15 protein-coding genes and 4 pseudogenes are annotated in these 20,039 nt (G+C 55.5%); 3 read left to right on the top strand and 16 right to left on the bottom strand.

The features are described from left to right. Positions 1-282: 282 nt before the first annotated feature. The 16 genes and pseudogenes from ACFQT0_RS23925 to asnB form a co-directional block, all read right to left on the bottom strand. Positions 283-828 carry a glycosyltransferase family 2 protein gene (locus ACFQT0_RS23925; RefSeq protein ID WP_380205545.1) on the bottom strand — a complete coding sequence of 182 codons (546 nt, stop codon included), beginning with the start codon at positions 826-828 and terminating at the stop codon, positions 283-285. Next, complete coding sequence (locus ACFQT0_RS23930; RefSeq protein ID WP_380205546.1) at positions 825-1,841, bottom strand: glycosyltransferase family 2 protein; 1,017 nt, start codon at positions 1,839-1,841, stop codon at positions 825-827. The genes ACFQT0_RS23925 and ACFQT0_RS23930 overlap by 4 nt, the downstream gene beginning before the upstream one ends. 27 nt (positions 1,842-1,868) lie before the next feature. Next, complete coding sequence (locus ACFQT0_RS23935; RefSeq protein ID WP_380206121.1) at positions 1,869-2,363, bottom strand: FkbM family methyltransferase; 495 nt, start codon at positions 2,361-2,363, stop codon at positions 1,869-1,871. Continuing rightward, positions 2,288-2,761, bottom strand: a complete 474-nt coding sequence (locus ACFQT0_RS23940) for a hypothetical protein (RefSeq protein ID WP_380205547.1) — start codon at positions 2,759-2,761, stop codon at positions 2,288-2,290. The genes ACFQT0_RS23935 and ACFQT0_RS23940 overlap by 76 nt, the downstream gene beginning before the upstream one ends. A 576-nt stretch (positions 2,762-3,337) precedes the next feature. Beyond that, positions 3,338-4,033: pseudogene (locus tag ACFQT0_RS23945) on the bottom strand (ABC transporter ATP-binding protein); the annotation flags it as partial. Between the two features lie 53 nt (positions 4,034-4,086). Next, positions 4,087-4,980: an ABC transporter permease gene (locus ACFQT0_RS23950; RefSeq protein ID WP_380205548.1), complete on the bottom strand. Its 894-nt coding sequence runs from the start codon at positions 4,978-4,980 to the stop codon at positions 4,087-4,089. Positions 4,981-5,224: 244 nt separating this feature from the next. Next, positions 5,225-6,172 carry a GDP-L-fucose synthase gene (gene fcl, locus ACFQT0_RS23955; RefSeq protein WP_380205549.1) on the bottom strand — a complete coding sequence of 316 codons (948 nt, stop codon included), beginning with the start codon at positions 6,170-6,172 and terminating at the stop codon, positions 5,225-5,227. 53 nt (positions 6,173-6,225) lie between these two features. After that, positions 6,226-7,355: pseudogene (gmd, locus tag ACFQT0_RS23960) on the bottom strand (GDP-mannose 4,6-dehydratase). A 194-nt stretch (positions 7,356-7,549) separates the two neighbouring features. Continuing rightward, positions 7,550-8,422, bottom strand: coding sequence for a glycosyltransferase family 2 protein (locus tag ACFQT0_RS23965; protein WP_380205550.1), 873 nt, complete (start codon positions 8,420-8,422; stop codon positions 7,550-7,552). Positions 8,423-8,615: 193 nt separating this feature from the next. Continuing rightward, entirely contained in the window at positions 8,616-9,113 is a 498-nt protein-coding gene (locus ACFQT0_RS23970) for a DegT/DnrJ/EryC1/StrS family aminotransferase (protein WP_380206122.1), read from the bottom strand. Next, positions 9,076-9,713, bottom strand: a pseudogene (locus tag ACFQT0_RS23975) (DegT/DnrJ/EryC1/StrS family aminotransferase); the annotation flags it as partial. The gene ACFQT0_RS23970 and the pseudogene ACFQT0_RS23975, both read right to left, overlap by 38 nt. A gap of 9 nt (positions 9,714-9,722) precedes the next feature. After that, a complete protein-coding gene (locus ACFQT0_RS23980; RefSeq protein WP_380205551.1) occupies positions 9,723-11,081 on the bottom strand; it encodes a sugar 3,4-ketoisomerase in 1,359 nt (452 codons plus the stop codon). Between the two features lie 359 nt (positions 11,082-11,440). Further along, positions 11,441-12,364, bottom strand: a complete 924-nt coding sequence (locus ACFQT0_RS23985) for a UDP-glucuronic acid decarboxylase family protein (protein ID WP_380206123.1) — start codon at positions 12,362-12,364, stop codon at positions 11,441-11,443. A gap of 132 nt (positions 12,365-12,496) precedes the next feature. Further along, a complete protein-coding gene (locus tag ACFQT0_RS23990) occupies positions 12,497-13,852 on the bottom strand; it encodes a UDP-glucose dehydrogenase family protein (RefSeq protein WP_380205552.1) in 1,356 nt (451 codons plus the stop codon). Between the two features lie 145 nt (positions 13,853-13,997). Beyond that, positions 13,998-15,707, bottom strand: coding sequence for a glycosyltransferase family 39 protein (locus ACFQT0_RS31745; protein WP_449272081.1), 1,710 nt, complete (start codon positions 15,705-15,707; stop codon positions 13,998-14,000). Next, positions 15,589-17,492 (bottom strand): annotated as a pseudogene (asnB, locus tag ACFQT0_RS31750) (asparagine synthase (glutamine-hydrolyzing)). Before asnB ends, ACFQT0_RS31745 begins: the two are co-directional and overlap by 119 nt. Before the next feature lie 195 nt (positions 17,493-17,687). On the opposite strand from asnB, the gene ACFQT0_RS24000 reads away from it, so the two are divergent. From ACFQT0_RS24000 to ACFQT0_RS24010, 3 genes are all read left to right on the top strand, one after another. Next, entirely contained in the window at positions 17,688-18,182 is a 495-nt protein-coding gene (locus tag ACFQT0_RS24000; RefSeq protein WP_380205554.1) for an acyl-CoA-binding domain-containing protein, read from the top strand. A 221-nt stretch (positions 18,183-18,403) separates the two neighbouring features. Continuing rightward, positions 18,404-19,774: an amidase gene (locus ACFQT0_RS24005; protein ID WP_380205555.1), complete on the top strand. Its 1,371-nt coding sequence runs from the start codon at positions 18,404-18,406 to the stop codon at positions 19,772-19,774. A 2-nt stretch (positions 19,775-19,776) separates the two neighbouring features. Next, on the top strand, positions 19,777-20,034 hold the full coding sequence (locus ACFQT0_RS24010) for a hypothetical protein (RefSeq protein WP_380205556.1): 258 nt from the start codon (positions 19,777-19,779) through the stop codon (positions 20,032-20,034). Positions 20,035-20,039: the final 5 nt, after the last annotated feature.

A 20,039-nucleotide genomic window follows, 5' to 3' on the forward strand; every position in this document is an offset into this window, starting at 1 on the left:
TCCGGCCACGGCTGAGCTCATGAAAAGCATTTCCATGACGCAAGTTGTTGAGCCAAAACTTATTGACACGGGCGCTTTCGTTCAATCCAGCGGCGCGTAAGGGCTCCACCAAACGGCTCCGTACAGTCTCTTCGTACTTGTACATACGTGCCCGGTTCTGGCTCATACTAGTGGGGTGTAAGCGCACCATTGCCCACACTTCGGGCCGGCCGTCGTAATAGAAGTAAGCCCCTTCTAAGGCACAGCGCAACCAGAAATCCCAATCTTCCAGGGCACGTATTTCTACCATAAAGGATCCAACGCGACGACTGAGGTCACTCGTAACAAGGGCGCATTCACCACCATGATATTGCTAGGTATCATGGCAGCTACAAGGTCGCTGCCATGACCACTTAGCTCAACTTGCCAGTGTGTATCCTTCATATCAAAAGACCGGCTCAACTTACCCGGCTCTCCGTGCATGAAATAGCGAACAGCACCATACACTACATCGTATTCCGGATGGCTAGCCAGCAGCGCTACCTGTAGTTCCAGCTTCTGGGGCAGCAGCAGGTCATCGGCATCAAGGAACTGGATGTATTCGCCGGTGGCCGCCTGCAACCCGTGGTTGCGGGCCGCCGATAAGCCTCCATTGGGCTGGTACACGTAGCGAAAGCGACTATCCCGGGCCTGGTAGCTCGTAGCAACAACCCGCGTGGTATCCGTAGAGCCATCGTCGATTATGATGCATTCCCACTGCTGGTAGGTTTGGGCAAGCACGGAGTCCAGCGTCTCGGCCAGTAGCCAGCCGTAGTTATAACATGGAATGATGATGCTGACTAAATTCATAAGCAATAAGCCGTGCGCTTCCCCATCCAAGATATCAGTCTTCGCGGCAACAAATAATGTTTGATGAATTGCCGAGTGAGCGTAAGATTGAAGGGCTGACCGTAGCGGCGAGCCACCTTAATGCTCTCGCGCGCTGAAGCAGTGTCGCCTATTTCGTTGTAATAAATGAGCGCAGCCCAAGCATTGACGCGTATGAACGAGCTAATCTCTTCAACGGGAATTCCTACCTGATAACGAGTCGGCTTGAAATCAGCATCTGGCACAGCACGGCGCATAAACGCTAATAGTGCATCGGGCTGGTTAAGGCTGTACAATACATTATAGAACACCTTGCGAACATCACCTTCGAAACGAGGCGATAGAGCCACCGTTTTTGATGATTCGTGTAGCCGGAAATAGGTGAGCAGAGTATCGGACAACACAATGCGGCTTTGTCCGGCCCGCAATAAGTAGCGATACCACAAATCCAAGTCCATTGTGAAATGAAATTGCTCGTCTATCCCCAGTTGCTTTATGACCGAGGCCTTAAAGAAGGTGGATGGTTGATTGATTTTTCGCCTAATAAATGTATCTCCCACCGTGGCACCTAGCCCCATACGCTCGCTCCGCAGGTCTAAATGGTCGAGGTCGTTTAGAAAATAGTCGCAGTTACCGCATAACACGTCGTAACGCTCCAAATCAAATTCACGAGCTAATGCGTTAAACGCGCCAGGAGCGAGCAAGTCATCGCTGTTCAACCAGTTGATAATATCACCAGTTGCTACCTCTAATCCTTTTTGAATTGCGTGGCTCTGGCCTCGGTCGGGCTCACTTACCCAATACGTTATCCATGACTCGTATTTACGAATCACTTCTAAAGTTTCATCAGTACTTCCAGCATCAATTATTATTAGTTCATAGTTTGCATAACCCTGCGAGATAACAGAATCGATAGTTTCTGTCAAATAATTTCCCTGGTTATAGCTCGGAGTAATTATTGATATCTTAGGCAGATTCTTTTGCTTAACTTTCAAAGCCTTGAGCTAAAGGTTATTAACGAACTATTTCAACCGTTGAAGAGCACCATCAAGTGATTTAATTGCAAATAGGTTATCGTACGGATAATGCAACTGTTTTACTTCCGGCACTAAAGCGCCACTCTTATAGCGATACCAGTGATAACCCCAGCTTTCCAGGATATCAAATAACTCTTGCACTTGATACCCAGCGGCGAAAGTATTACTTTCCGTAAACTCAACCATAACCACGGGCGACTGCGTCTTAAAGAAATGCTCGCCACCGTATAACACAAATTTTTCCCAGCCTTCAACGTCTAATTTCACCAAAGCAACCTCTCCAATACTTTCATCTTTAATGACATCATCCAGTTTACGCACTCTTGCTTCTGCCGTCGCATGAAATTTGCCATCGTCAATATGTGCGAAGGAATTCCAAGCATCATACCCATTTTCCGATACGTTTATTTGCAGAACGTCTTCCCTATCAGACAGGCCAATGTTAATTGGATTAACCGTCTTAATATCGTTGATTTCAATATTTTCCTTAAGGCGTGCAAACGTCTTAGGGAGGGCTCAAATGAGAATATGCGCCCTTCAGGACCGACTTTGGTTACCGCTTCCAGCGAAAACAAGCCAATATTAGCACCAATATCGAGAAAGGTATCACCTTTCTTTAAATAACGGCGCAAAAAGTCGATTTCTTCGTTCTCAAATCCACCTGCGATAAGTTTTGACAGTACAGAGTCCTTATACAAGCGAATAGTTACTCCGTCCAACAATTTATGGTCGAAATATTCTAAATCATTGAACTTCGAAAGCCAGGCAGTTTCCGCAGCGGACTCTGCTGCCTGATGCTTTTTTTGTTCAAGACTATTATTGACGGCATTCAATTTACGGGCGGAGAACCCGATAACCCTCTGCAAGAAATTATTCATTTCAAAGTGTTTTAGTAGTCCAATTAATAGCGGGCATTATTAGACCAGGTCGGTCGTCATTATAGTTAGTATTTAAACTATCTATTTTAGATATATTTAACTCGTACTCGATTTGCTCATCAATTATCCATCTAACATTATGCACACCTATTTTTAATCGAAAGTTGTATATTCCTTCTTTCAGAAGATTGGCGGGTATGGCTCCCGAACTTTCATAGTTACCCGGCAGAAAATGGCTAGTGTCGTCATCTAAGTCATCATGAAATGACCTGAAAATAATGTTATCTAGATTATCAATGATGTCAAATCCTATGCGCAACCCATGTATTTCCCTCTTAACAATATAAGCGTAAGTAAAATCAATTTGATTGCTGGTGTAGAATACATTTCCCAATCCGACCTCTTTGAATTTGAAACTGGTAATAAACAAGTCTGGGTCTTGTAACTTTTTATTGTCAAATGTGAAGGCACGCTTAGTTGAATTAGCGCTCAGATAGTAATTAATACAATCCGTGACGCCCCCATCCTTAATCAAAGAGCCATTTTCGAAATAGCATATCCTATTTGACATGCTGGCAATGGCAGACATGTTATGACTAACAAACAACACCGTTCGTCCATCATTCACGCTAACGTCTTTCATTCGCCCCATACACTTCTTTTGGAACTCCGCGTCGCCAACAGCCAATACCTCGTCCACAATCAGAATCTCGGGTTCCAGAAAAGCCGCTACTGCAAAAGCTAAGCGCACGTACATACCGCTGCTGTATCGCTTCACCGGAGTATCAATGTACCGCTCCACGCCGGAGAAGTCCACGATTTCGTCGAATTTGCTCCGTATTTCGGTCTTGGTCATGCCTAGGATGGCACCGTTGAGAAAGATGTTCTCACGACCGGTCAATTCTGGGTGAAAGCCTGTTCCCACTTCAAGCAGGGAGGCGATGCGGCCGCGCACCTTTACGCTTCCTGTGGTGGGGGCCGTAACCTTGGAGAGAATTTTGAGCAGGGTAGACTTGCCGGCACCGTTGCGGCCGATAATTCCCAGTACCTCGCCCTGCTTTACCTCGAAATTCACGTCTTTAAGCGACCACACAAAGTCACTGCCCCCTTCTGGGTGCGGTCGTTGGTTTCGCCAACTTTGGCGAACGGGTCCTCTTTGCCACGCAAGCGAGCCCAGGCCCTGTTTAGGTCGTGGCTGAGGGTGCCGGTCCCAATTTCACCCAAGCGGTACAGCTTGCCCAGGTTCTCAACTTTGATGGCAACATCACTCATGCTTTTACTCTCTAGTTCAGGGCATGCTTCTGCGGCGTCAGCCGGGGCCGCAGCTACACGGTATCGGTGAAACTCTTTTCTACTTTGTTGAAAACCACGGTGCCCACTAGTAGGACGACTAGTGTGAACGCCGTGCTGTAGCCCAGGGCCAGCCAGCTAAACATACCGGAGCCGAGAAAAGCGTACCGGAAGGTTTCGACAACTGAGCTAAGCGGGTTAACTAACACGAACGCCTTGTACTTCAGAGGCAATTGCGACAACGGATAGATAACCGGCGTGGCATACATTAGCAACTGTATTCCGAAAGTGAGCAGCATAGCCAGGTCGCGGTACTTGGTAGTCATCGCACTGAAGAGCATGCCCAACCCCAAGCCCAACAAGCCCATCAGCACCAGCAGCACGGGCGTAAGCAGGATGTAAAGATTGGGATGCAACCGGTTATCCGTCGCCAGATAATACACCCACACGGCCAAAAACAGCGCAAATTGGATACCGAAGCGAATGAGGTTGGACACCACAATGGACAGCGGCATGGTGAGTCGCGGGAAATACACCTTACCGAAGATGGCGGCGTTGGCCGTGAACACGGTGGAAACGGTGGTCAGTGTCTGGGCGAAGTAGTTCCAAATGGTGACCCCGGCCAGGTAGAAGGGCAGTTGGGGCAGCCCATCGGTCGACAGGTTGGCAATGCCCCCAAACACCACCATGTAAGTGATGGTGGTGAGCAGCGGCTGAATGAAAAACCAGATGGGTCCAAGAATCGTCTGCTTGTAGGTCGAGACAAAATCGCGGCGCACAAACAGCAGCACTAGGTCGCGGTAGCGCCACACGTCGCGCAGTCCGAGGTCCAGGAGCCGCGTGCGCGGCTGAATTACTTCAGTCCAGTCGTCGTCCGACGTACTCGACATCGTGGGCGGCGTCTCGCGTAAAACATCGGCTAATTGCACAGGTAGCGGGTTAGCAGCATGGTAAAAATAGGCCTAAAAGCAACTTAAGGCTTTTGGCGAAAACCCGAAGGGTAAGCGCCTGGCCTTGCAAAGATAGCTCAAACACAAAGTTCGGACGATAGTTGAGCCATGAAAGCACAATGGCTTGGGCACTAGGCACAGGCTATTCCAATTAGTTTGAGCAAGTTATGTGCTGCAGCGGCTACCACAAAAAAGAGGCAGCCTTTGGGGCCGCCTCTTTCAATTATTCCGTTACTTGAGTTGCTTTTGGTTCTAAAAACACCTCCTTATAGACTGCTGTGACGCCCTCGTGCAAGCCGATTTTGGGCTGCCAGCCCATGTCACGCAGACGGCTCACATCAAGAAGTTTACGGGGCGTGCCGTCAGGTTTCGACCTATCGAAAGTAATGGATCCTTTAAAGCCAGTAATATCGCGCACCATTTCGGCTAGCTCGCGAATAGTCAGGTCTTCGCCTGTGCCCACGTTTATGGGTGCGGCGCCGTCATAGTGCAGCAGCAGGTGCAGGCAGGCATCGGCTAGGTCGTCGACGTGCAGGAACTCGCGGTAGGGAGTGCCCGTGCCCCAGAGCTCTACCTCGGGCCGCCTCTGCTCACGCGCCTCGTGGAACTTGCGCAGCAGGGCGGGCAGCACGTGCGAATTTTGCAGGTCGTAGTTGTCGCCCGGCCCATAGAGGTTGGTGGGCATAGCGCTGATGTAGTGCCGGCCGTATTGGGCGCGGTAGGCCTCGCACAGCTTCAGGCCCGCAATTTTGGCAATGGCGTAAGGCTCATTGGTAGGTTCAAGGGGACCAGTGAGCAAGTATTCCTCTTTAATAGGCTGCGGAGCCATTTTAGGGTAAATGCACGACGAACCCAGAAACAACAGTTTCTGCACGTCGTGCAAGTGGCTTTGCCCGATGACGTTGTTTTGAATCAGCAGGTTGTCGTACAAAAAATCGGCCCGGTAGGTATTATTGGCTATAATGCCGCCGACTTTGGCAGCGGCAAGTACCACGTAGTCGGGCCGTTCTTGGGTAAAGAACTCGGCTACCGCGGCTTGGTTGCGCAGGTCCAATTCTTGCGAAGTCCGCACGGTGATGTTGTGGTAACCCGCCTGCTCCAGGCGGCGCACAATTGCCGAACCAACCATGCCCCGGTGGCCCGCCACGTATATTTTAGCGTCTATGTTCACTTACCAAAATCAAAATCCCAGAAATAATTCACTAACCGATAATGGTTTACGGATTATTCAAACGCGTTGTTCACAATATGCCCTCCGGCTTTGAGGTAGGCATCGCGGCGGAAAAGTTCCAGGTCGGCCTGCACCATTTCGCGCACCAGGGCAGCCAGGTCGTAGCTTGGCTCCCAGCCCGCCTGCCGCTTGGCCTTAGTAGGGTCACCGATTAGCAGTTCTACCTCGGTAGGCCGGAAATACCGTTCGTCGATTTGTACCACAGTAGCACCTATTGGCAACTGGAAATCGGCATGGTGGCATACTACTACCCGGCCGGTTTCGGCAACGCCCGCGCCTTCAAAAGCGACTTCAATGCCCAATTCGGCAAAAGCCAAGCGCACGAACTCGCGTACGGTGGTGGTAACGCCCGTGGCAATGACATAATCCTCGGGCGTATCCTGTTGTAGCATGCGCCACATAGCTTCCACATAGTCTTTGGCGTGGCCCCAGTCGCGCTTAGCGTCCAGGTTGCCCAGGTACAGCTTTTCCTGCAGGCCCAGGGCAATGCGCGAAGCGGCACGGGTAATTTTACGCGTCACGAAGGTTTCGCCGCGCAGCGGGCTTTCGTGATTAAAAAGGATGCCGTTGCAGGCGTACATGCCGTAAGCCTCGCGGTAGTTCACTGTTATCCAATAGCCGTAGAGCTTGGCCACGGCGTAGGGCGAGCGGGGGTAGAAGGGCGTAGTTTCGGACTGCGGCACCTCCTGCACCAAGCCGTAGAGCTCAGAAGTACTGGCCTGATAGATGCGGGTTTTTTGGTCAGGCCCAGAATGCGCACGGCTTCGAGCAGGCGCAGGGTGCCTACCCCGTCGACGTCGGCGGTGTACTCGGGGGTATCGAACGACACTTTCACGTGCGACATAGCCCCGAGGTTGTAAATCTCATCGGGCTGCACCTGCTGCACAATGCGAATCAGGTTGGTCGAGTCCGTAAGGTCGCCGTAGTGCAGGGTGAGGCGCACGTTTTTTTCGTGGGGGTCCTGATAGAGGGCATCGATGCGCTCGGTATTGATAAGCGAAGAACGGCGCTTGATGCCATGCACTTCGTAGCCCTTACTAAGCAGCAGTTCTACCAGGTAGGCTCCATCCTGACCGGTGACCCCGGTAACAATTGCACGTTTCATTCTTTTTTCGAAAGACATTTGATATCATGTCGTTAACAACACCAGCACTAGGAAATGGCCTGAATGTTTTATATCGGTAAACTGCCACAAAAATACGAACCGCTTCGGCAACACTCTAGTTGCAGGCGCAAGCTCGGCCATAATACCTTGAACTGCTGCTACGGATTGTGCCCCAATAGCTGGCTACTGCGCGCTATTGTATACTGCACTATTTAGCGGCGGGGCGCTTCCTCATACGTTTTATTCACCACGTACAGTGGCCGCTTGCGTGCTGCATCGAGGCCACGCCACACGTACTCACCAATTACCCCAAGCGCTATCATCTGAAACGCCGAGACAAAGAGCAGCACCACCATGAGCGTGGTCCAGCCGGCGGGCTCATCGGGCCGGGCTATTTTGAGTACTATGACATAGAAGCCGTAGAGTAGCGCTACCACGCCGAGGCCCAGGCCCAGCACCGAAATGGCCCGAATGGGGACAAAGGAAAAGGCCATCAGCGAATCGATGAGCAGCTTAATCTTCTTAGACAGCGTCCAGCGCGACTTGCCAATCTGCCGCTTGCGGCGGGTGTAGGGAATGTTGACATAAGCGAAGCCCAGCCACACCATAAGGTAAAACACGTTGGAGTTGCGCTCGTGTAGCTTCAGGACTTCGGTGGCCACTTGGCGGTCAAAGAATACAAAATCAAAGCCACCGTCGGGAATATTCCGCAGGGCCAGGTTCTTCATCAGCCAGTGAAAGACCTTGGCCATGGTTTGCGAGAGGCCGGTTTCCTCGCGGTCTTGGCGGTTACCGATAACCAGTTTAAATCCCTGCCGCCAGTGGTCATACATCTTTACCATCAGTTCGGGCGGGTCCTGCAGGTCAGCGGTGATGACGGCCAGGCAGTCACCGGTAGCGTAGGCCATGCCGGCCACAATAGCGTTGTAGGAGCCCACATTGCCGGCCAAATCGACGATGCGAATGCGACCGGGATACTGCGCCTGTGCCCATTGCAGCGCGCCCAAGGTGTCATCGCCCGAGCCATCGTTGACGAATACATACTCAAAGGTGACTTCGGGCGGAAAATTTACCTCGTTGGCCACCAGGCTCTTGAATCGTCACTGGGATATTATCCTCGTTGAAGTAGCAGGGAATGATGACGGATAGCTTGGGCATTGGTGAGTTGTCAGGAAATAAAAGGACCGTCATGCTGAGCTTGCCGAAGCAACTCTACCGGAGAAGTAATCAGCGTTGGTATTGAGAGATGCTTCGTTGCGCTCTACATGTCATATGGTGCTAAATGCCTCTGAGGGCGGTCGACACGGCGGCTACGTGCGCTTCGCTCATGCCCGGCCACATGGGCAGGCTCAGGCAGGTATTGGCCAGCTCCTCAGCAATGGGAAAGCTGCCGGGCTCAAACCCGAGCGTCTGGTAAGCCTGCTGCAAGTGGGGCGGCACCGGGTAATGAATCATGCTGCCGATGCCTTGGGCCGTGAGGTGCTGCTGCAGGGCGGCGCGTCGGGGCGTGTGTACCACGTAGAGGTGGTAGACGTGGGTGGCGCCGTCGGCCACGGCCGGCAGGCGCAGGTCGGGAATACCAGCCAGGTGCTGGTCGTACCAGGCGGCTACTTGCTGGCGCTGCCGCGTCCACTCCGGCAGGTGCGGCAGCTTTACGCGGAGCAGAGCAGCCTGCAGGCTCGTCGAGGCGGGAGTTATAACCCACCACTTCGTTATAGTATTTCTGCTGCGAGCCGTAGTTGCGCAGCACTTGCACTTTGTGAGCCACCTCGGCATCGTTGGTGGTCACGGCACCGGCATCGCCAAGGGCCCCCAGGTTTTTCCGGGGTAGAAGCTGGTGCCATTGGCGTGCCCGAAGCTGCCGGTGAGCCGGCCGGCAAATGCCGCGCCCTGGGCCTGGGCATTGTCTTCGACTACGTACAGGTTATGCCGCGCGGCCAGGGCCATAATTTCCGTCATGCGGCACGCCTGCCCGTAGAGATGCACCGGCATGATAGCGCGGGTGCGCGGCGTGAGCGCGGCAGCGATGCGAGCCGGGTCGAGGTTACTGGTAGCAGGATCGGGCTCGACGGACACGGGCGTGGCCCCTACCTGCGTCACGGCCAGCCAGGTAGCGATATAAGTATTAGAAGGCACGATTACTTCATCGCCGGGGCCAATTTCCAGTACCCGCAGCGCCAGCACCAGCGCGTCCAGGCCGTTGGCCACGCCCACCGTGTGCGCTACTTGATTGAAAGCCGCGTACTCCTGCTCAAACTGCCTGACTTCCTCCCCCAGCACGTACCAGTAGGAATCGTAGACACGGCTAAAAGCGGCTGTCATGGCTTCCCTCAGGGGCGCATGCTGGGGCTCAAAGCTCAGAAAAGGAAGATTCATAAGGCAAAGTTAGCGACCATGGCAGGCCAAGACGTGGCTGGTGGCTCCAAGTTTGAAGCCCAGCTTCTCGCAGGAGCGAAAAACCGCATGGTTGGTGGCCTGGGTAGTCATCAGCACGGCTTCTTGCCCCAGAGCCCGAGCCCGGTGCACCGTTTCGGCCATCAGCTTCACGTGCCAGCCCCGGTTGGCGGGGCCCACGGCCGTGAGCAGCACCCGCGAGAGACGCGTGCCCAGGGCAGCAGCATCGCCAGTGAGGTCGCTGATGGCCAGAAAAGAGTCGAGCGGCAGCGGCGGCTCATCGGGCACCAGCACGGTTGCCGCCAGCCCGGCCGCCACCGTATTTTCGGCGTAGCGGGCCAGGTAAGCATCAGCGCGGGCCTCTCCAAACCACGCATCGGCATGGAACCGGTCGTAGGGATTGCGGGCGGCGGCGGCTACGCAGCCCACCTGCGCGGCTTCTTCGGCCCTAGCAGCCCGCACTGGGTGGCGGGGGTAGTCGAAAGCCGGGAGCTGGTCGCGATAATACGTCAGGCGGGTCTCCACCAGCTGCCAGCCAACTCCGGTGAGGCTCTGCAGCAGCCTGATATCCTCGGCAGGCACTACGCTGAACATATAGAATGCTCCGTGGCGAGCGGCGAGCCTGCTCCCGCAGTGCCGCTGCCGCGCGCACCAGCTCGGCCGCGTCAGCCTGGTGCTCAAAAAGTCCGGTAAACAGGCGATACATGGGCGTGCCGAAGTACTCGGAATCCCACGACAGCTGCTGCAGCAGCCAATAGACTTCCGCTGCCCTGGATGAATCCCCAGCGTGCACGATTTCTGCTCCCGCGCCCTGTTGCCACCGGCGGGCTGCCCCCGTACCAAACAGCTCCTGCTGCCGCTCAAGGGGTACTGCCGCAGGAAATAGTAGGGGAGTAATACGCCAACGCAGCGGCCCGGGCCGCAACCAGCGCGCTCAGGCGGGGTTTTCCATCGCTCCTGAAACAACTTGTGGTCGCGGATGTAATCAGACTCGTCGTATGGCTGCGAAGCCAGCGCTAGTTGCACCGCCGAGTGCGAATACTGCATGGTATGCCACGCGCACGGCGGCACGTATAGCCCCACACAGGGGTCTTCGAGACGGAAGAGCTCTATTTCCCCGTTGGCCAGCTCCGTGGTCACCAGTATGCGCCCGGCGGCGGCAACCAAAACCTGCTCGGTACTATAGTGGGCATGCCGGCCGCGTACTATGCTTTCCGGCGTGTAATAGGTCCAGAAAATGCGCTTAATCTCGAAGGGCACCACCTGCTGCTGCTCAATTACGGATATGTAGCCGATTGACTGGTCGCCCAGCTTGGGAAATTGAATTAGATAGGGGATGTTCGAGAACATATGCGATAAGGGCAGTAAATGGGCCGACCGTACTACTAGCAGCTTCGACGCCCCCGCAAAGTAAAGGAGCCACGCGGCAAAAGCATGGCTCCTTTCCTGTATTGTATTTTACTAACCAGAGCTAACTGGATTACAATCCTTCACTCCTGCTAAAGTACTAAGCTATTTATGCCGTGGCTGCACCGTAGTTGGACCATAGATGTAGCCACTCCGAAGCGTAGTCGTCTCACTCGCTGAATTGCCTCGGCTAACTTGCTTCTTTGCAAAATCAGTTCACTGAAAAGCACGGCTGTTTTTTGTACTTATCTCAGCTGAGCACTTTTCGACAACAGTTTTCTACCTGGCCTCACTTGTCCAAGTTACTTTACGTGCTCTTTAAAATACTCCAGTGTGCGGCGCAAGCCTTCGGCGCGGTCTACCTTGGGCTCCCAGCCCAGGATTTCCTTGGCTTTGGTAATGTCGGGCCGGCGCTTCATGGGGTCGTTCTCGGGCAGGGCCTGATAGGTAGGCTTGAATTCGACGCCGGTAAGGCGGGCAATTTCTTCACCGAACTCCTTGATGGTGATTTCCGAGGGGTTGCCGATATTCACCGGCAGGTGGTAGTCACTCAACAGCAGGCGATAAATGCCTTCCACCAGGTCGTCAACGTAGCAGAACGAGCGTGTCTGGGAGCCGTCGCCGAATACGGTCAGGTTCTCGCCACGCAGGGCCTGCGAGAGGAATGCTGGCAGCACGCGGCCGTCGTCGAGGCGCATGCGCGGGCCGTAAGTGTTGAAGATGCGAATGATGCGCGTCTCCAGGCCGTGGTGGTTGTGGTAGGCCATGGTGATGGCCTCCTGGAAGCGCTTGGCTTCATCGTAGCAGCCGCGCGGGCCCACAGGGTTCACGTTGCCGAAGTATTCTTCTACCTGCGGATGTATTTCCGGGTCGCCGTAAACCTCCGAGGTGCTGGCAATCAGCATGCGGGCGCCTTTCACGCGCGCCAAGCCCAGCAGGTTGTGCGTTCCCAGCGAACCCACTTTCAGGGTCTGAATCGGAATCTTGAGGTAGTCAATCGGCGATGCCGGCGAGGCGAAGTGCAGGATGTAATCGAGCTTACCGGGCACGAACACAAACTTGCTCACGTCGGATTGATGAAACTCAAAATCCGGGCGACCAAACAAGTGCTCAATGTTCTGGAGCGAACCCGTAATTAGGTTGTCCATGGCGATGACGTGAAAGCCTTCTGCCAGGAACCGGTCGCAAAGGTGAGAGCCCAGGAAACCAGCTCCACCGGTAATCAGGACGCGTTTTTTTCTTCGGTATTCACTATATCATGCTAGGCGGAGCCAAGTGTCTTATCTCGCTTGTTCCGGGAAAGTTAAGAATACTAACGAAGGCAGCGTGATAAGGTGCTGCCTTCGTCAGCATGACATTTATTTCAGGACCTGAGTAGCTGCCGGCTCGCGGTGCTCGGTTCTTACCCCGATGCAATGGTACGCAAAGCCGAGCTCTTTCAATTCGGCCGCTTCGTAGATGTTACGACCGTCAAAAATCACTTTCTGCTTCATCAGGCGGCCAACTACCTCAAAATTGGGCGAGCGGAAATCCGGCCATTCGGTCACCACGAGCAAAGCGTCGGCGTCAATCAGGGCAGCGAATTCGTCCTTGGCATAAGTAATTGAGTCGCCGAGGGTATGGCGGGCTTCGGGCATGGCCACGGGGTCGTAGGCCGTTACGATGCAGCCGGCAGCCAGCAGCTTTTCGATGATAACCAGCGACGGCGCCTCGCGCATGTCGTCCGTTTTGGGTTTGAAGGACAGGCCCCAGATGGCCATTTTCAGGCCGCGCAACTCACCGGCGAAGTGCCGGCTCACCTTGTCGAACAGTACCGACTTCTGTTGCTCATTTACCTCTTCCACGGCGCGCAGCACCTGCATGTCGTAGCCATTTTCCTGAGCTGTTTTTATCAGCGCCTTTACGTCTTTGGGGAAGCAGGAGCCGCCGTAGCCGATACCGGGGTAAATAAACTTGGTGCCAATGCGGGCGTCGGAGCCGATGCCCTGGCGCACTTTGTTGACGTCGGCCCCCATGATTTCGCATAGGTTGGCCACGTCGTTCATGAAGCTGATTTTGGTGGCCAGCATAGAGTTGGCTGCGTATTTCGTCATTTCCGCGGACGGGATGTCCATGAAGATGATGGGGTGGCCGTTGAGCAGGAAGGGCTTGTAGAGCTTGCTCATTACGTCTTCGGCGCGCTCCGAAGCCACGCCCACCACGATGCGGTCGGGCTTGAGGAAGTCGTCGATGGCGGCGCCTTCCTTTAGAAATTCCGGGTTGGAAGCAACATCAAACTCAATGTCAGCTCCGCGCTTTTCCAGGGCTTTCTCAATTTCAGCGCGCACTTTAGCGGCGGTGCCCACTGGCACGGTGCTTTTGGTAACGATGACGCCGTAGCTGTTCATGCTTTCACCAATGCCACGGGCCACAGCTAGCACATATTTCAAGTCGGCCGAGCCGTCTTCGCCGGGAGGGGTGCCAACTGCAATAAAGGCCACGTCACAATCCTGAATGGCAGTAGCTAAGCTGGTTGAAAAGTGCAGACGGCCTTTTTCGACGTTGCGGCTCACCATTTCCTCCAGGCCGGGCTCGTAAATGGGCAGAATGCCCTGGTGCAGATTATCAATTTTCTTTTGGTCGATGTCGACGCAGGTCACATCAATGCCTACTTCGGCAAAGCACGTACCCGTAACCAGACCGACGTAGCCGGTGCCAACAATTGCTATTTTCATAAGATACTTAAAGCGGAGTAATCAGTAGTCAACCTTGCAAATTTAGCCCTTGGCTATCTATTAGGAGCTGCACGGAGTGGCAAGTGCCTCCCCGGGTCTTAGAATTATTGCAAACAAAAGCCCAGAACCAAGGCCATTCTTTGCATCAATCCGAGCGCATTACTCGAAAAACATAACCATGGTTTCGTAATAGCCTGCGTTGTTTTGCGTTATGCCCCTCAAATTGATAAGGAGCGTACTTCATGAAGTAGGGAACAGAGGCCACAACCTCGCTTTGGGAGGAGGCAATGGTTTGGTAACAGCTTAGAGGAAAGAGGTAAGCAAAGTTTACCAACTTGAATTGGGGGTCCTGAAAAGTGCGCTGGTCGCGAATGGGAGGGCCAAATAGCCTATATGGAATAACGTTGCTATCGCATCCGGTGGCTTCGCTGTTGGCTACCTGCCGTACATCGTATATACCCATCTTGTAGGCAACATCGCAGGGGTAAGACACTGCCTGGTACGCGTTGTAGAAAGTCCCAAAGTGCCATATGGCAACAGCCCAACCGCCTGCCAGCAAGAAGGGCTTACCCGTTTCCCATTGATTGGCAGCCCATTGCAGGGCCGCGATAACCCCCAGTATGAGGAATGGAACGAAGAAGTGGATGATGCGCCCGTAGAAAACCAGTTGGTGTGCGACCTGAACGAGGAGTGCATACCCTAGCCATGAAGCAAAGCCAACAACCAGAATACCCGCCAGTAGACTTTGTCCCCATAAGTCCACGTTGGGCTGAGCAAATGCCCCGCGCCACTGAGCAACACTCAGAAACAGCCCAAGACTAAATAGAAGCAGAACGCCCGCTCCTACTATTCCTTCAACTTCCCAGAAGTACTTCAGAATAAAGGCAAACCCCTCGTCAAAGCTGCCTTGGGTGACAGTGGTTGCGATGTAGCGGCTGCTGGCAAAGTATGAAGAGTCGGCAAGTTGAGCCAATCCTTCGAACATGGCTAGCATTGCAACTAGGCCTGCTAACTGCATAGCCACAGGCTTAATCCAAACCGTTCTTTTGCCATCGCTAACCGGAGACGTGGGTGCAAAGCTGAATAGTATGGCCAGTGCCAGCAGCGCCAGTGGCCCCATAAAGTAGCCAGGATATACCCCGTAGCTAAACCCGGAGAGCAGGCCGACCGCCAGGTAGCCCCAGTTGCCCTTGCGCTCCATTTGCTTGAGTAGGAGCCAAAGCGCCAGCAAAAAGAAGAACAGGGAATGGTCGTAGGGAAGAATGTGGCGCAGGTACACATTCGTATTCACCAGGCTCGAGTACAAGGCTACGCCCAGCAGGGCGAAACCAGCGCTGAAAAACCGCCGGCAAATGGCATAAAGCAGCCCGGCGTTCAGGCTCATTACGAGCACATTGAACGCCTGGGGCACTTGCAGGGAAGGCGGCGCATTGGGGTTGAGCTGGAAAAGCACGAGCAGCGCGGCCTGTCCCAAACCAGGAATAACCCGCCACAGGCCTTCGCCCGGGCGGGCCCCCATGGAGTTTATGGCCTGAAGAAACTCCTGTACGTGGCCTTCGCCCAGTGCCCGTAGGCCCAGCATGGCCGTGATGTAGCGGCGCTCATCAATAAAAGCCATGGTGCCTGTACCGATTAAACTGAGCCGTAGCAGCGTCAGCCCAATTCCGGCCAATAGCCCGAGCTGCTGCAGCCGGCCCAGCCGATGCCACCATTGAAGCCCGCGGGTTAGCAAGGGCTTAGGCCATGTACTGCTTCCACCAGGTCTGGAAGACGATGAGGCCCCAGATGCGGGCGTGCACATCGCCGGGGCTGCGCGAGAACAACTGGGCTTTGAGCGCACGGATGGCTGTGACATCGAAAATGCCCTGGGCTTCGATGAACTCATCGCGCAACAGGTCGTCTTCGATGAGGGAGCGCACTCGCCGCGCATCCACTTCAGCAAAGGAACCTCGAAACCGTGCTTGGGCCGGTCGTACAGCTCAACGGGTAGCTCGGAGCGGAAGGCGTCCTGCACGATGCGCTTCTTCATGGTCGCATCGACTTTGCTGCTGACCGGCAGCGAAAAGGCGAAGTCAACCACTTTGTAGTCGAGGAACGGGGTGCGCACTTCCAGCGAGTTGGCCATGCTCATCAGGTCGACTTTGGTGAGCATGTCGTAGGGCAGCACCAAACTCATGTCGGTGAGCAGCACCTCGTTAAGGTCGCCGTCGGCGTGCAGATGCTCGAGGATGTCTTTACGGCGCTTGACGGCCGCTTTCTTGCCTATTTTGCGGCGGCTGGCGGCGCTGAGCAGGTTGCGGGCATCGCTGGCCGAGGTAAAGGAGGCCCAGTCCCAGTACCGGTCCTTGACACCGGCCAGCATGCCGCGCGAAAAGCGTTGTAGCTGCCGCACCCGGTTGCCGATGAAGGAGTTGCGCGACTTGGGCAAGATGTCCCACAGGAAGTTGAGCCCCGTCACGGCTTCGGCCTTGAAGCCGCCCTGGCGCACCTTAAACTCGCCCATGTGCTTGTTGTAGCCGCCGAACATTTCATCGGCGCCGTCTCCGCTCAGGGCCACGGTTACTTTCTGGCGGGTGCGCTGGCTGAGGATGTACACGGCCAGGGCCGAAGAGTCGGCAAATGGCTCGTCCAGGTACGAGAGCATGTCGTGGATGTGCTCGTACAGGTCGTTATTGGTCAGCGAGAAAACCGTGTGGTTGGTTTTGTGGCGGGCCGCAACCAGGTTGGCGTACTTAGTTTCGTCGAAGAAAGGCTCGTCTTTGAAACCGATGCTGAACGTGTTCAGGTGTGGCGTGTGGCGTGCGGCCAGGGCCGTAATCACGCTCGAGTCGATGCCACCGCTCAGGAAAGCACCGAGGGGCACGTCGGCCACGAGGCGGCGCTGCACAGCGCCGTCCATCAGCTCAACCAACTTGGCTTGCTGCTGCTCGTAGCTGAGCTTGTTTTTGGCGACTTTCTTCGGGTCGTAGGGGATTTTATACCAGGCTTTGCCCACCACCTTGCCGTCCTTGATGTAGAGGTAGTGGCCGGGCAGCAGCTTCTTTACGCCCTTGAAAATGCTGGCCGGGCCGGGGATGTAGTTGAGCTGCAGGTACTGGCTCAGGGCCACGAAATCAATCTTGCGGGGCACACCGAGCGCCATCATCGACTTCATTTCCGAAGCGAAGAACAGCTTGTCCTCGTCGCGGTAAATGAGCAGGGGCTTGACGCCGTACCGGTCGCGGGCGATGAAGAGCGAATTTTCCTCTTTATCGAAGATGGCCAGGCCGAAAAAGCCGTTCAGCTTTTTGATGAAGCCCCGGCCTTCGGTGATGTACAGCTGGAGGATGACCTCGGTATCGGTCTGCGAGTGAAACGTGCAGCCGCGCTTTATCAGCTTCTCCCGCAGCTCGCGGAAGTTGAAAATCTCACCGTTGAAGACGATGGTATACCGGGCCGAGGCGTCGCTCATGGGCTGGTTGCCATCGGCCGAGAGGTCGAGGATGGCTAAGCGCCGGAAGCCCAGCCCGCACTGGTCGTACACAAAGTGGCCCTCCGAGTCGGGACCGCGGCGAATGATGGCGTCGGTAGACGCTTGCAGGTTGGCCAGTGAATGACGACCCGTTTCCGTAAAGGCAAATACTCCAGTTATTCCGCACATAATAGCTCGCAAAAGTACGCCCCCGCAACCTAAAGGCCAGCCATGGGGTATTGTCAACAGCGCAAATGGCTGTCCATTTCCTAGAATCCGCTGCCTTTACGGGGTTTTGCACAGTTCGGCTAAACCCGATTTGGCGTTTCTCCGCCCTGGCTATTCCTCACTTCCCCACTCTTTTCCTTCATTTCCTCCCCGCCCATGAATATCGACGAACAATTTAAGGCTGCCGCCAAAAAAGTAGATAATCTGCCGCCCAGCGTCGCTGCCGAGCACATGAATGAGCTGTACGGCCTGTACAAACAAGCCACCGAAGGCGACGTCAATATGAAGCCCGGCGAGGTAAACTCCTCCGCCGCCGACCAGGCCGATGGCCGGGTGGGCCTTTCGCAGGCCCAGTGGGACTCGTGGAATCAGTTTAAAGGGCTACCCGAGGAGGAAGCCAAGCAGCGCTACATTGCCCGGGCTGCAGAAATTACCACCGGCACTGGTACAGACACGCCCACCAATACCGTTCCGACCGACGCTGCTACCAACGCTCCGGCCGGCGATTCTGCCAGCGCCACCGAAAATACCACCACGTCCCGCCAGCCTAACCAGGGGCCTGGCCAAAGCACCGAAGGTGGCCTTCGGGGCGACATCACCATGGGTGCCCCCTACGGTGGCGAGGACCTGCTCAAAGGGCAACAATCGTAAAAAAGCTGGCGGCGGCCTTTTTCCCCTCCAGCATGAGAATGACCAAGCCGGCTCAATTGGGCCGGCTTGTTTTTTGAGCTACTTCCAGGAGTTGTCATGCTTGGCCAGGCATAGACCCGGCGGGATACACAGCAACCGATTGCGCAGTATTATTGCTGAGCGGGGCACTTGCCCCGCTCCTACTCTGCTTTGTTTGCTTCTGTTATGGACCGTCGTCTTTTTTGAATCACGGCACCCGTGCCGCGCTCACCGCCGCGCTGTTGCCTGCTGCCGTTGCCTGTCAGTCAACCACCGACAAGGTAACGGACGAGGCTACTGCCGGAGTTCCAACCGCTGGCGGCTCCGATGATGCGGAGCCATTTGCCCTTCACGAAGCCACCGTGGCCGACTTGCAGGACCGCATGGCCAAGGGCACGGAAACTGCCCGCAGCCTATGTGAGAAATACCTGAGCCGGATTAAGGCGCTGAATGAGCAGGGCCCCATGCTGCGGGCCGTCATCGAAACCAACCCCGATGCCCTGGCCATTGCCGATGGGCTCGACAAGGAACGGAAAGCCGGCAAGGTGCGCGGGCCCCTGCACGGCATTCCGGTGCTTATCAAGGACAATATTGACAGCGGCGACCAGATGATGACCACGGCCGGGGCGCTGGCGCTGGCCGGGCACAAGGCCAAGCAGGACGCCTTTATCGTGCAGAAGCTGCGGGCCGCCGGCGCGGTGCTCCTGGGCAGAACCAACCTGAGCGAGTGGGCCAACTTCCGCTCCACGCGCTCGGTGAGCGGCTGGAGCAGCCGCGGCCGCCAAAGCCGCAATCCCTACGCCCTGGACCGCTCCACCAGCGGCTCTAGTTCCGGCTCGGGCGTGGCGGCTTCGGCCAACCTGTGCGCCGTGGCCATTGGCACCGAAACCGATGGGTCCGTTGTGTCGCCTTCGGCCTGCAACGGCTTGGTGGGGCTCAAGCCTACGGTGGGTTTGTTGAGCCGCAGCGGTATCATCCCAATTTCCAGCACCCAGGACACCGCCGGACCCATGGCCCGCACCGTGCGCGACGCGGCCATTCTCCTGGGTGCCCTGGCCGGCCCCGACCCAGCCGACCCGGCCAAACTGCCCAACCCCACCGCGGCTCCGGCTGATTACACTACGTTTCTCAAGGCCGATGCTCTAAAAGGCCAGCGCCTCGGTGTGGAAAAAGCGCACCTGAATGGCCCGCCCGCCATCGCGGCACTTCTGAAAGAAGCCGTTGCTGCCTTAAAGGCCCAAGGTGCCACCATCGTGGAAGTTGAGCTGGTTAAAAAGGTCAACCCACTCGGTGAGGCCGAATTTGACGTGCTGCTGTACGAGTTTAAGGACGGCGTGAATAAGTACCTGGCCACTGCCGGCGCCTCCGTGCGCAATCTGGCCGATGTCATTGCCTTCAACAAGGCGCATGAGGCCGAGGCCATGCCGTTTTTCAAGCAGGAAATTCTGATTGACTCCGAAAAAACCGACGGCCTGAACAATCCCAAGTACAAAGCCGCCGTGCAGAAAACCGTGACTGAGTCGCGCAAGGTGCTGGATGGCCTGCTGCACGACAACCACTCACGGCCATTGTAGGCGTGACCACCGGCCCGGCGTGGTGCATTGATTGGGTGAATGGGGACTACTCGACGGGGGTGGATTTCTCGTCGCCGGCCGCCATGGCCGGCTATCCACACCTCACCGTGCCCATGGGCCAGGTGCTGGGGTTGCCGGTGGGCTTGTCTTTTGTGGGCCCCGCCTACCACGAAGGCCAATTGCTGGCCCTGGGCTACGCATATGAGCAGGCTACGCACAAGCGCGTGGCCCCCAAGATGAAGCCTACTGTGGTGGCGTAAAAGTT

Source organism: Hymenobacter humi, from assembly GCF_042665855.1.
GTDB classification, from domain to species: Bacteria; Bacteroidota; Bacteroidia; order Cytophagales; family Hymenobacteraceae; genus Hymenobacter; species Hymenobacter humi.

Coding starts and splice junctions, on each gene's coding strand:
- ACFQT0_RS23970 (WP_380206122.1), bottom strand. CDS start 9,113: ATGCCGAGGTGGCTCACAAAGTGCAAGTGCTGCGCAACTACGGCTCGC.
- ACFQT0_RS23990 (WP_380205552.1), bottom strand. CDS start 13,852: ATGAAAATAGCAATTGTTGGCACCGGCTACGTCGGTCTGGTTACGGGT.
- ACFQT0_RS24000 (WP_380205554.1), top strand. CDS start 17,688: ATGAATATCGACGAACAATTTAAGGCTGCCGCCAAAAAAGTAGATAAT.
- ACFQT0_RS23925 (WP_380205545.1), bottom strand. CDS start 828: ATGAATTTAGTCAGCATCATCATTCCATGTTATAACTACGGCTGGCTA.
- ACFQT0_RS31745 (WP_449272081.1), bottom strand. CDS start 15,707: ATGTCACAGCCATCCGTGCGCTCAAAGCCCAGTTGTTCTCGCGCAGCC.
- ACFQT0_RS23980 (WP_380205551.1), bottom strand. CDS start 11,081: ATGTTCTCGAACATCCCCTATCTAATTCAATTTCCCAAGCTGGGCGAC.
- ACFQT0_RS23940 (WP_380205547.1), bottom strand. CDS start 2,761: ATGAATAATTTCTTGCAGAGGGTTATCGGGTTCTCCGCCCGTAAATTG.